Annotated in this window: 11 protein-coding genes, 1 tRNA gene and 2 rRNA genes (1 of these 14 running past the window's edge); 7 read left to right on the forward strand and 7 right to left on the reverse strand. The window is 61.6% G+C overall.

The window, feature by feature from the left end; genetic code table 11:
• Positions 1-12: 12 nt before the first annotated feature.
• Positions 13-375, reverse strand: coding sequence for a response regulator (locus EP837_RS06905; RefSeq protein ID WP_197486240.1), 363 nt, complete (start codon positions 373-375; stop codon positions 13-15).
• A gap of 73 nt (positions 376-448) precedes the next feature.
• Here EP837_RS06905 and EP837_RS06910 point away from each other — a divergent pair, with 73 nt between their 5' ends.
• From EP837_RS06910 to EP837_RS06930, 5 genes are all read left to right on the forward strand, one after another.
• Positions 449-745 carry a DUF3572 domain-containing protein gene (locus tag EP837_RS06910; RefSeq protein WP_066528888.1) on the forward strand — a complete coding sequence of 99 codons (297 nt, stop codon included), beginning with the start codon at positions 449-451 and terminating at the stop codon, positions 743-745.
• The gene (locus EP837_RS06915; RefSeq protein ID WP_066525768.1) at positions 742-1398 is read left to right on the forward strand and encodes a hypothetical protein; all 657 of its coding nucleotides are present in this window, start codon (positions 742-744) and stop codon (positions 1396-1398) included. Before EP837_RS06910 ends, EP837_RS06915 begins: the two co-directional genes overlap by 4 nt.
• Positions 1395-1859 (forward strand): RidA family protein, encoded by a 465-nt coding sequence (locus EP837_RS06920; protein ID WP_066525771.1) that lies wholly within the window; start codon positions 1395-1397, stop codon positions 1857-1859. The genes EP837_RS06915 and EP837_RS06920 overlap by 4 nt, the downstream gene beginning before the upstream one ends.
• Before the next feature lie 70 nt (positions 1860-1929).
• Positions 1930-2562, forward strand: a complete 633-nt coding sequence (locus EP837_RS06925) for a glycerophosphodiester phosphodiesterase family protein (RefSeq protein ID WP_082919654.1) — start codon at positions 1930-1932, stop codon at positions 2560-2562.
• Positions 2525-3688 (forward strand): GNAT family N-acetyltransferase, encoded by a 1164-nt coding sequence (locus EP837_RS06930; RefSeq protein ID WP_197486241.1) that lies wholly within the window; start codon positions 2525-2527, stop codon positions 3686-3688. Before EP837_RS06925 ends, EP837_RS06930 begins: the two co-directional genes overlap by 38 nt.
• Before the next feature lie 3 nt (positions 3689-3691).
• Here the strand turns inward: EP837_RS06930 and EP837_RS06935 are convergent, their stop codons facing one another.
• Positions 3692-3988 (reverse strand): SEL1-like repeat protein, encoded by a 297-nt coding sequence (locus tag EP837_RS06935; protein WP_066525778.1) that lies wholly within the window; start codon positions 3986-3988, stop codon positions 3692-3694.
• A 197-nt stretch (positions 3989-4185) separates the two neighbouring features.
• On the opposite strand from EP837_RS06935, the gene EP837_RS06940 reads away from it, so the two are divergent.
• Positions 4186-5463, forward strand: a complete 1278-nt coding sequence (locus tag EP837_RS06940; protein ID WP_066525780.1) for a multidrug effflux MFS transporter — start codon at positions 4186-4188, stop codon at positions 5461-5463.
• A 38-nt stretch (positions 5464-5501) separates the two neighbouring features.
• Here the strand turns inward: EP837_RS06940 and EP837_RS06945 are convergent, their stop codons facing one another.
• Positions 5502-7118 (reverse strand): amino acid permease, encoded by a 1617-nt coding sequence (locus tag EP837_RS06945; protein WP_066525783.1) that lies wholly within the window; start codon positions 7116-7118, stop codon positions 5502-5504.
• Between the two features lie 146 nt (positions 7119-7264).
• On the opposite strand from EP837_RS06945, the gene pgeF reads away from it, so the two are divergent.
• Positions 7265-8023, forward strand: coding sequence for a peptidoglycan editing factor PgeF (gene pgeF, locus EP837_RS06950; protein ID WP_066528890.1), 759 nt, complete (start codon positions 7265-7267; stop codon positions 8021-8023).
• Between the two features lie 68 nt (positions 8024-8091).
• Here the strand turns inward: pgeF and EP837_RS06955 are convergent, their stop codons facing one another.
• The 4 genes from EP837_RS06955 to EP837_RS06970 form a co-directional block, all read right to left on the reverse strand.
• Positions 8092-9003, reverse strand: a complete 912-nt coding sequence (locus tag EP837_RS06955; protein ID WP_225870509.1) for an oxidoreductase — start codon at positions 9001-9003, stop codon at positions 8092-8094.
• A 684-nt stretch (positions 9004-9687) separates the two neighbouring features.
• Positions 9688-9764, reverse strand: a tRNA-Met gene (locus tag EP837_RS06960).
• 111 nt (positions 9765-9875) lie between these two features.
• Positions 9876-9990 (reverse strand): 5S ribosomal RNA (gene rrf / locus EP837_RS06965).
• 181 nt (positions 9991-10171) lie between these two features.
• Positions 10172-11336 (reverse strand): 23S ribosomal RNA (locus EP837_RS06970); it runs 1630 nt beyond the window's last position.

Here is an 11336-nt window from a genome sequence, read left to right on the forward strand (position 1 = left end):
GTGACTCGCGCGTTACAGCAGGGCGTTCACCTGTTCGATGAAGCGCAGCACCGAAATCGGCTTGGACACATAAGCCTGCGCCCCTGCCCCGCGAATCCGGTCTTCGTCGCCCTTTCCGGCATAGGCAGTCACGGCCATGATCGGCACAAGCGCCAGCCGTGGGTCGCGTTTCAGGGAAATGATGAGGTCAAGGCCGCTGACATGGGGCAGGTGAATATCGGTAATCACCAGGTCTGGGCGAAATTCCAGCGCCTGCGCCACGACATCGCGGCCATCGCGCAACGGCAGCACCTCATGGCCATGCGCGCGCAGCAGATCGCAAAAAAGTTTGAGATTGAGTTCGTTGTCCTCGACAACGAGCACGCGCTTTGCCACCAGTCACCCGCGTTAGATAATGCGCATAAGAAAAGCGCGCTTTTTTAAAACTGCCCTTGGCCGAGAATCGATCATGCGTCCCGAGAACCCCGATGGCAAGCAGGATAGCCGCCAAGATGGCGAGGAAGCCGGCACGCTGGCGCTGATGGCGCTGGCTTGGACGCTGAATGATGAGCGGCGCGCCGACCGATTGCTGGCGTTGACGGGCCTTGACGCCGACGCGCTGCGCGCGGGGGTCGGCAATCCGGCCGTGTTGCGGGCGGTACTGGAATTCCTGGCCGATCATGAGCCGGACCTGATCGCCTGCGCCGAGGCGCTGGATACAAAACCAGCAGCCTTGATCGCCGCCCGGCAGGAACTGGGGCGATGAGCCGGCCGCTGATCATCACCGATTGCGACGAAGTGCTGCTGCACATGGTCGTCCCTTTTCGCGAATGGCTGGACGAGCATCATGACGTCCATTTCGACATGCGCGAACGCGGCTTTGCCGAGGCGCTGCGCCACAAAGACAGCGGCATCCCGCTGGAGCGCGAACTGGTGTGGCAACTGTTGGTCGGCTTTTTCGACACGGAAATGCACCGGCAAAAGCCCATCAGCGGCGCGGTAGAAGCGATGGCGCGGCTATCGCATGTCGCCGACATTGTGGTTCTCACCAATATCGGCGAGCGGCATCACCAGCAGCGGGTCGAGCAATTGGCGGCCCACGGCCTCCACTTTCCGGTCCATTGGAATCATGGCCCCAAGGGCGAACCCTTGGCCGCGATCGTGGCTGAGCGCCGCCCTTCGACCGCCCTCTTCATCGACGATCTGGCGGAACATCATCAATCGGTTGCGCAGCATGCGCCGGGCGTGTGGCGCCTGCACATGGTCGGTGAGCGGGAAATCGCGCCTCAGATCGATGTAGCGCCCCTCGCCCATGCACGGATCGACGACTGGACCAGCGCCGAAGCATGGATCATGGCGCGGCTGGGCGAAGGCCCCGCCCCTTCTGACATTTATCATTCCGATGGAGCCCCTGCATGAGCGTCGAAGCCCGCCTGACCGAACTAGGCATTACCCTGCCGAAAGCCGCCGCGCCGGTCGCGGCCTATGTCGCCACGGTAGAGGTCAACGGCCTGCTGCATATTTCCGGCCAGATATCCCTGTCCGATGGTCAGCTGATGACCGGCCGTCTCGGCGAGGATCGCGACCTCGACTTTGGCGTCAAGGCGGCGCGCGCCTGCGGGCTCAACCTGATCGCGCAGATGAAGGCGGCCCTGGGCAACCTGGACCGGGTCGAGCGGATCGTGAAGCTGGGCGCCTTCATCAGCAGCGTCCCCGGCTTCACCGATCAGCCCAAGGTTGCGAACGGCGCATCCGAACTGATGGTCGAAATTTTCGGCGAGGCGGGGAAACATGCCCGCAGCGCGGTGGGTGTGCCGGTGCTGCCGCTTGGCGCAGCAGTCGAAATCGATGCGATCGTCCTTGTCCGGCCGGCGGCATGACCTTTCCTTCCTGACCGCCCGTCCCTTCGCCCATCGCGGGCTGCATGGGGTGGGGATCAGCGAAAATGGCATGGCCGCCTTTCGCGCAGCCATTGCTCAAGGCCATGGCATCGAGTGCGATGTGCGGCTGAGCCGCGATGGCGTGGCGATGGTTTTTCACGATGTGGCGCTGCTGCGCATGACCGGCGCCGAAGGGCTGCTGTCGGATCTCTCCGCAGAAAGACTCGAACAGACCAAGCTAACGGACGGCGGCGGCATCCCCCGTCTGGAGGCATTGCTCCAGCTATGCGGACCGAACGTCCCGCTGCTGATCGAACTCAAGGTGATAGGCCGTCATGTGGGACCGCTCTGTGCCGCTGTCGCTCGGGATCTGGCGCGCCATCCTGGCGCGCTTGCCGCCGTCATGTCCTTCAACCCCGTAGCGATCCGCTGGTTCGCCCGGCGCATGCCGCAAGTGGTGCGGGGGCTGGTGGTGACGGAGCAGGGTGAAGCCGGTTGGCGCGGCGCGGCCCGACGCGGCCTTGCACTTTGGGTGGCGAAACCCGATTTTGTCGCTTGTGATATTCGCGACCTCCCCTCTTTTTCGGCAAAAGCCCGCGAGCAGGGCCTGCCCGTGCTGACTTGGACCGTGCGGACGGCGAGTGAGCGCGCCAATGCCGCAATCCATGCCGACCAGATCATATTCGAGATTCCGCGTGACTGAATGCGTCGCGCGGATGGCTGGCGGCGTGGCGGATGTTCCGCGTGACCAGTGGGACGCCTGCTCCGGAGGCGGCAATCCCTTCATGAGCTGGGATTTTCTAGGCGCGCTGGAACGGTCGGGCAGCGTAGGCCCCGGCACCGGATGGCAGCCTTTGCCTTTAGTCATCGACGGCGCGGATGGGCGCATCGCGGCTGCGGCACCGCTTTATGGCAAGACGCACAGCCAGGGCGAATATGTGTTCGACCACGGCTGGGCCGATGCCTGGGAGCGCGCTGGAGGCCAATATTATCCCAAAATTCAGCTCGCCGCGCCCTTTTCGCCCGTCCCCGGCCCCCGGCTACTGTTACGTGATCCCGCGCTCGCTCCGGCGCTGATCGCGGGCATTGAGGCGGTGGTGGAGCGTAACGACCTGTCCTCCGCCCACGCGACCTTCATCGATCCGGCGCAGGTGCCGCTGTTCGAAGCGGCGGGCTGGCTGATCCGCGAGGACAGCCAGTTCCATTGGACTAATCGCGGCTATCGCGACTTTGGCGATTTCCTCGCCACCTTGTCGAGCGCCAAGCGGAAGAATATTCGCAAGGAACGTGAGCGCGCAGTCGAAGGTCTGGAGATCGTCCACCTGACCGGCAGCGACCTTCAGGAAGCGCATTGGGACGCTTTCTGGCGATTTTATCAGGATACCGGCTCACGCAAATGGGGTCGGCCCTATCTCACCCGGTCCTTTTTCTCGATGCTGGGCGAAAGCATGGCCGATCGCGTGCTGCTGATGCTGGCGAAAAGGCAGGGCAGACCGATTGCAGGGGCGCTCAACCTGATTGGCGACGAAGCCCTGTATGGCCGCTATTGGGGTTGCGTCGAGGATGTGCCCCATCTGCATTTTGAACTATGCTATTATCAGGCGATCGATGTCGCCATCGCGCGCGGACTGGCACGGGTCGAGGCGGGCGCGCAGGGCAGTCACAAGCTGGCGCGGGGCTATGGACCTGAGCCCACTTATTCCGCGCATTTTCTGCCCAATCCGTCCTTTCGGCGAGCAGTGGCCGACTTTCTGGCGGCGGAGCGGACGGGCGTGCAGCGCGATCGCATCTGGCTTTCCGAACGCGCGCCGTTCCGGAAGGACGGCTGACGATCAGGCGGCGCGCAGCTGACCCGCGGCAAGCAAGGCGCGGGCCTGGCGCTGGGCCTCGGCGATTTCGCGCGCTGTCATTTCTTCGGCAATTTCGGCGCGCATCGCCTGGCCCTCTTCGCTGCCGCGCAGGGCCGCGAGGTTGAACCATTTATGCGCTTCGATCAGATCGACCGGCATGCCGCCGGTGCCGCAGCTATAGGCGACGCCGAGGTCAAAACAGGCCTCCGCCGATTCCCAGCCTGTGTCCGACAGGCGGCTTTCCATGAGAAACTGTGCACTCTTCAGACTGTTCGCCACGACCGAATCCCCCTGTGGATTTCGACATAAAGCTTCTCTACAGACGTCACGGTGCACCGGCAGGCGATAAAAAATGGTTAACGCACGTTCGTGGTGATAATCGGCCAAGGCCGGAAAAGCGGGATGAGCAAGGTTAATGCGGCGGGGCGACCCATCTAGGGCTGGCTTCACGGAGGGTTTATCCCCATAGCCGCGCCATGACCAACCCACCCCTTCCGGTCGCCGCCACAGTATCGCAAAAAGATGTCGGCTTCCGCGAGTTCGTGGTGCTCAGCGCATGCCTGATGGCGATGAACGCGCTGTCCACCGACCCGATGCTGCCGGCGCTGCCGGACATCGGCCGCGACCTGGCGATAGAGGCGGCCAATGACCGCCAGCTCATCATCAGCACCTATTTTCTGGGCCTGGGGATCGGGTCGTTGCTGTTTGGCGTGCTGTCGGACCGTTTTGGCCGCAAACCCGTGCTGGGCGGCGCGTTGGCGCTTTTCATCCTGTCCACGATCGGCTGTGCCGTGGCGCACAGCTTTCCCATGATGCTGGTGGGGCGTTTCCTTGCCGGATTCTTCGCGGGAGCGAGCCGGGTGGTCGCGGTCGGGATCATCCGCGACCGGTTCAAGGGCGACGCCATGGCGAAGGTCATGTCCCTTATACTTGCCGTATTCATGCTGATCCCCGTGGTCGCTCCCAGCTTTGGCCAAGCCATATTGTGGTTCGCGCCATGGCGATGGATCTTCTGGATACTGGCGATCCAAGCGGCGCTGATCCTGATATGGATGATCCTGCGCATGCCCGAGACGTTGAGGCCGGAAAACCGGCTGCGGATGAACCCGGCGACGATCTTCCGCACCATGGCTGCCGTAATGACCCATCGCAGCTCTGCTGGCTATATGTTGGCCAGCGGCGTGGTGATGAGCGGGTTGATCGGTTTCATCCTGTCCGTGCAGCAGATTTTCTTCGACATCTTCCATGCGCAAAAGGCCTTCCCTCTCGCCTTCGCCGTGATGGCGGGCAGCATGGGTGTCGGCAGCCTGCTGAACAGCCGGTTGGTATCGCGCTTCGGCGCGCGGCGGCTCAGCCAAGGCGCAGTGCTGTCGTTGATCCTGACCAGCGCCATCCACCTTGTCGTGATCGTCGCCGGAATGGAGACGATGTACAGCTTCATGTTCTTCCAATCGGCGACGATGATGGCGGTGGCCTTCACCGCGTCCAATTTCGGCGCGATCTCCATGGAGCCGTTCGCCAGGGGAGCGGGCGCCGCCTCATCCTTCCAGGCATTTCTGACGACCGCCGTGTCCAGTGCGCTGGGTAGTGTGGTCGGACGGGCATTTGACGGCACCACCCTGCCGCTGACCGTGGGCATGCTGATCTTTGGCGGCGCGGCTTTCCTGATCGTGCTGTTCGCGGAGAGGGGCAAGCTGTTCACCCGCCCGCGTCATGACGCGCTGCGCGAACCGGAATTAGATACGATTCATTGAAAAGAGGCGGCGGTTCGCGCCGCCGCCCCCCTGCTTGATCAGGCGTCTTGCCCGCCCGGCGTGTGCGCACCCGGCATGGGCGGCACGGGTTGCGGCGGAATGCCGATATCCTGCTCATGCGTTTCGACGATGCCGCGGGCCACATGACTCTTGCGATAGCCATATAGGAAATAGAGGAACAGGCCGAGGCCGCCCCAAACCGGCAGGACCAGCTGAGCATCGACCGGCAGGTTGAAGAAGAGAAACAGACAGCCGACCGCGGCCATGGGCGCGATGAACCACACGGCGGGCGTGCGGAATGGACGGACGCGGTGAGGATCGCGTACGCGCAACACGAGTATCGCGATCGACACCATGAAGAAGGCGAAAAGCGTACCGGAATTGGAAATGTCCGCCAGTTGGCCCACCGGCAGCAAGGCCGCACCAATGGCGACGAAAACACCCGTCACCATGGTGACGATATGGGGCGTCTTGAAGCGTGGATGAATGCTGGCGAGCTTTTCGGGCAGCAGGCCGTCGCGAGCCATCACAAAGAAGATGCGGGTTTGGCCGAACATCATCATCAAAATGACGGACGGTAGCGCCAAGTTAGCGGCGAGGCCCAACGCGTTGCCCACAACCGTCCAGTTGATCGAACGCAGCACATGGGCAAGCGCCTCGTTGGAGCAGACCAGGTCTCCGGCATGAGCGGCGGTGGCGCAGGCTTCAGCGAAACCCTTCGATCCCGGCGCCACGACCGAACCGTCCAGGCCGATCACCGGCTGCGCGCCAATGGCGCCGATCGCCCCGGCCGCGACGAGCAGGTAGAAGATCGTGCAGATCGCCAAGCTGCCGATCAGGCCGATGGGCACGTTGCGCTGAGGGTTTTTGGTCTCCTCCGCTGCAGTGGAGACGGCATCAAAGCCGACATAGGCGAAGAAGATAGAAGCCGCCGCGCCCACGACCCCCATGCCGCTCGTCCCTTCCGGGCCAAACCAGCCATTGGGTGCGAAGGGGGAGAAATTGCCTGTATCGAGAACTGGCAATGTGAGGGCGATGAAAGCCGTAAGCGCCGCGACCTTGATTGCGACCAGGACGGCGTTGACTCGCGCGCTTTCCGTGGTGCCGATGACAAGCAGGGCTGTCACCGCAAGCGCCACGACGATCGCGGGAATGTTGATGACCCCATGAGAAAAATCAGCATGGGGCAGCAGGCCATTCATGGTCCAGGCAGGACCCGCCGAAAGCGCCTGAGGCAGTTCAAGCCCTGTGAGGCTTTTCATCAGGCCCATGAAATAGCCTGACCAACCGACCGAAACCGCGCTGGCAGCCACCGCATATTCCAGAATGAGGGCCCACCCCACCATCCAGGCCAGCAGTTCGCCCACCACCGCATAGGTGTAGGTATAGGCAGAGCCCGACACGGGAACCATGGACGCGATTTCAGAATAGCAAAGCGCTGCGAAGGCGCAGACGGCGCCTGCAATCACGAAGCTCCACATCATGCCCGGGCCAGCCTTTTGCGCGGCGGCGGCGGTCAATACAAAGATACCTGTCCCGATGATGGCCCCGACCCCAAGCAGGGTCAGCTGTATCGGACCCAAGGTTCGCACCAGCGATTTTTTTTCCGCCGTCGCCAATATGGCGTCCAAGGACTTGATGCGGCCGAAGATCATGTGTGGAGCCCTTTATATTTCATATCTTTTGCCCAAACGGCGCACGGCGGCCGTTCCCCTCTGTTCTGTGCCCGAGACTATCGCTTATTATGGCGCGCGCAAGTATGTTGCGCGACCTCGACACGCTTGTCCAAAGGGAGTTTTCAATGGTCGAACTGCTGCGCGCCGCAAGCCTGCAGGGCGTTCCGCACGGCTTTGCAGGCCGCCGGGGGGGCGTATCGACCGGTGTGCATGCGGGCCTGAACGTCGGGCTTGGTTCGGAAGATGAGCGGGATGCCATCCTGAGTAACCGGGACTTGGCGAAGGATGCCCTGCTGCCTGGCGCGGCCTTGGTGACGGTGCGGCAGGTCCACTCGCCGGATGTCATAACCGTAACCGGCTCCATTACCGACGCGCATCGTCCGGCTGCCGATGCAATGGTGACGGATCGGCCGGGCTTGATCCTCGGCATATTGACGGCGGATTGCGTACCCGTGCTGCTCGCCGATGCGGAGGCGGGCATTGTCGGCGCAGCGCATGCGGGCTGGAAAGGCGCACTCACGGGCGTGACGGACCTGACGATCGCGGCGATGCAGAAGATGGGTGCGCGCGCCGACCGGATCAGCGCTGCCATCGGCCCTTGTATTAGCCGCAGCTCCTATGAAGTGACGCTAGATTTCGCGCGCAATTTCGAAGCTAAGGATGCGAAAAATGGCCGCTTTTTCACCGAAGGGCGAGAAGGCCACTGTCAGTTCGATATTGCCGCCTATGTAGCGGCGCGCCTTGCTGACGCTGGCGTCGGACGGATCGAGATGCTCGATCAGGACACCTACAGCCAACCCGAGCGCTTCTTCAGCTATCGGCGCTCCTGCCACTTGGGGGAGGCGAGCTACGGACGGCAAATTTCGATGATCGCCGTGGGGTGAGCAGGACGGTGGAAGCTATCGACTGTCCTTCGCCGTAATCCACCAGCATGCGCCGGTGCGCTTTTTCGTTAGACCGCCGGTAGCCCTGGATCGATTCCCGTCAACTCAACGGAGAGGTCCCAAAGCCGCCGCGCATTCTCGGCTTCGCGCGCGAAACTTTCGACGACCGCGGAACCTGACACACCCCTCATCTCCCAAGGGCCTTGCGGTCCGAAATAGTCACCGCCTTGTGCTTGCGGATCGGTGGCGGCTTGAAGCGCTGGCCAGGCGGCTGCGGATACCGGGTTGAACAGGGGCCGCGCCAGCGGCATTAGTGACTGCGTCCATCGAGGCAGATGGCGCATCAGCTCGGTCAGCGACACGCCAGGGTGGCAACCGATTGCATGGACCGGAGAGCCGGCTGCCCGCAACCGTCGATCAAGTTCGAGGACGAACAGCAGGTTGGCCAATTTGCTCTGACCATAATAGCGCGCCGGATCATAGCTCCGTTCCGCATTCCAATCGTCCCACAGCATACGGCCTCTGCGGTGCGCCAGACTGGACGTGACGACGACGCGTGAGCCCAGCGTTTGGGCGAGCTTGGGTAGTAGCAAGGCTGTGAGCGCGAAGGTGCCGAGATGGTTGACCCCGAACTGGAGCTCAAAACCCTGCACCGTTCGGGAGAGCGGCGGGATCATCACGCCCGCATTGTTGAGCAGGACATCAAGTCGCGGCTCCCCAGCGATACGCTCGGCTGCGGCGTGGACGCTCACTAGATCGGCCTGATCCAACAGAACCAGATCAAGGTCGGCGCCCGGCGCCGCCGCGGCGATGTCCCTGATCGCCGCTTCGCCTCGATCCGCATCGCGACATCCAAGCAGCACTCGCGCACCTTTACTGGCGAGCGCCTTGGCGGCCTCGAAACCGATGCCAGTGTTAGCGCCGGTGATCAGGATCGTGCGGCCGTGCTGATCTGGTACATCGGCAGTCTTGAAGCCCATGAGCATCCCTTATGCCGGGTGGTGAGTTTCCTAATGCCGCTTCCTAAGCGCAAAGACAACGCCATGCGTCATAGGGTTGCGGAGCGGCGAGCGGGACGTGCTGATTGGCCCTGATGCTGGTGGAGATTGGGGGCTTGAGTCCATTTTAGCGAAGGGCAGGAGGGCGCGATCAAAGCTGTCGGCGGACTGGTTTACAGCGGCCTGCCTCGGCCTGATGTGCGCACCTTTTCTCGTCCGGTCACAAATGGATTCGGGGGTTGATATGCTGCTCATCCGGGCGATGTTGCCCGACCCGCGGGGCAGCATGGGCGAATGTCAGCGGGCCTATCCGGCTGGTGGGCGGGTTGCGCTGGCGGTCTCGGCGCGGCGCGGGGCGGATGAGACATGCGTCACGCTCACCTCAGGCCGGATCGTCCTGCGCCGATGGAGGAGGTGTGGCTGGCCGCGGTGTCCAGCACGAGATGGGGCAGGCGACGAAGCCGGAAGTACGATTACACCCGGAACGCTGCGGGCGGCTTTGCTTCGATACCGAGCCAGGAGCACAAAACGGTTTGACCGCGAGCGCGGGCACTTCTGCGCTGGCGCTCGACTTTTGAGGTGAGCGTCGTCTTGAGTGGGCGGAATGGGGTTGTTTAGAACGACCAAAGGCCCCCTGCGGTTTGCGGGGGGCCTTTTTGGTTATGTTGGTTGCGGGAGTAGGATTTGAACCTACGACCTTCAGGTTATGAGCCTGACGAGCTACCGGGCTGCTCCATCCCGCGTCACCGATATTTGCTCCTGCCGTTGCGTGGGCTGGAGGCGCAAAAGGGCGGCTTTATGGGCCGCCCTTTTGTGAGATGTGAATGGGTTTTATCCAAAGCGCAAGCTTCAATGCCTGGCGACGCCCTACTCTTCCGGGGCTTGAGCCACAGTACCATCGGCGCAGACTGGTTTCACGGCCGAGTTCGGGATGGGATCGGGTGGGTCACAGACGCTATGGTCACCAAGCAATGAAGCTTGCGCTTTGGGTTTTAATCGGTGCCGTGCACATATGAGCGTTTCACTTGAGAAACGCGTCACCAAACAATTGGTATTTGAGTATCTGGCTTGAGTGGATCACCACATCGCTGATCTTTGCTGTTGCCAGCACTGTCATTGATGGTGGGACTCTATGGTTCATCTGAACCACTTAAGCGCGATCAGAGCAATTAGGACCGGTTAGCTCCATATGTTACCACACTTCTACATCCGGCCTATCAAGGTCGTGGTCTACGACCGCTCGAAGAAATCTTATCTTGAGGGAGGCTTCCCGCTTAGATGCTTTCAGCGGTTATCCCGTCCATACATAGCTACCCTGCTGCGCCCTTGGCAGGACGACAGGTACACCAGAGGTATGTTCAACCCGGTCCTCTCGTACTAGGGTCAACTCCTCTCAAATTTCGACGCCCACGGCAGATAGGGACCAAACTGTCTCGCGACGTTCTGAACCCAGCTCACGTACCACTTTAATTGGCGAACAGCCAAACCCTTGGGACCTGCTCCAGCCCCAGGATGTGATGAGCCGACATCGAGGTGCCAAACGATTCCGTCGATATGAGCTCTTGGGAATCATCAGCCTGTTATCCCCGGCGTACCTTTTATCCGTTGAGCGATGGCCCTTCCACGAGGGACCACCGGATCACTATGACCGACTTTCGTCTCTGCTCGACTTGTCAGTCTCGCAGTCAGGCGGGCTTATGCCATTGCACTCTAACAGACGGTTTCCAACCGTCCTGAGCCCACCATCGCGCGCCTCCGTTACTCTTTAGGAGGCGACCGCCCCAGTCAAACTACCCGCCACAGAGGGTCCCTGCACCGGATAACGGTGCGAGGTTAGACATCAGAAAACAACAGGGTGGTATTTCACCTATGGCTCCACGACAACTGGCGTCATCGCTTCAAAGCCTCCCACCTATGCTACACAGTTCTTTCCTAATGCCACTCTGAAGCTGCAGTAAAGGTGCACGGGGTCTTTCCGTCTAACCGCGGGTACTCCGCATCTTCACGGAGAATTCAATTTCGCTGAGCATATCCTGGAGACAGTGGGGAAGTCGTTACGCCATTCGTGCAGGTCGGAACTTACCCGACAAGGAATTTCGCTACCTTAGGACCGTTATAGTTACGGCCGCCGTTTACCTGGGCTTCAATTCAGAGCTTGCACTCCTCCTCTTAACCTTCAGGCACCGGGCAGGCGTCAGGCCCTATACGTCGTCTTGAAGCCGACTTAGCAGAGCCCTGTGTTTTTGCTAAACAGTCGCTACCCCCTGGCCTGTGCCCCCCACAAAAAGTTGCCTTAATGTGGGGCCTCCTTCTTC

The organism is Sphingobium sp. EP60837 (genome assembly GCF_001658005.1).
Taxonomy (GTDB): Bacteria; Pseudomonadota; Alphaproteobacteria; order Sphingomonadales; family Sphingomonadaceae; genus Sphingobium; species Sphingobium tyrosinilyticum.

Bases quoted from the DNA above. Each gene is read 5' to 3' on its own strand.
- EP837_RS06915 (WP_066525768.1), top strand. From the start codon at position 742: ATGAGCCGGCCGCTGATCATCACCGATTGCGACGAAGTGCTGCTGCAC.
- pgeF (WP_066528890.1), top strand. From the start codon at position 7,265: ATGGTCGAACTGCTGCGCGCCGCAAGCCTGCAGGGCGTTCCGCACGGC.
- EP837_RS06940 (WP_066525780.1), top strand. From the start codon at position 4,186: ATGACCAACCCACCCCTTCCGGTCGCCGCCACAGTATCGCAAAAAGAT.
- EP837_RS06955 (WP_225870509.1), bottom strand. From the start codon at position 9,003: ATGGGCTTCAAGACTGCCGATGTACCAGATCAGCACGGCCGCACGATC.
- EP837_RS06925 (WP_082919654.1), top strand. From the start codon at position 1,930: ATGGCCGCCTTTCGCGCAGCCATTGCTCAAGGCCATGGCATCGAGTGC.
- EP837_RS06910 (WP_066528888.1), top strand. From the start codon at position 449: ATGCGTCCCGAGAACCCCGATGGCAAGCAGGATAGCCGCCAAGATGGC.
- EP837_RS06945 (WP_066525783.1), bottom strand. From the start codon at position 7,118: ATGATCTTCGGCCGCATCAAGTCCTTGGACGCCATATTGGCGACGGCG.
- EP837_RS06930 (WP_197486241.1), top strand. From the start codon at position 2,525: ATGCCGACCAGATCATATTCGAGATTCCGCGTGACTGAATGCGTCGCG.
- EP837_RS06920 (WP_066525771.1), top strand. From the start codon at position 1,395: ATGAGCGTCGAAGCCCGCCTGACCGAACTAGGCATTACCCTGCCGAAA.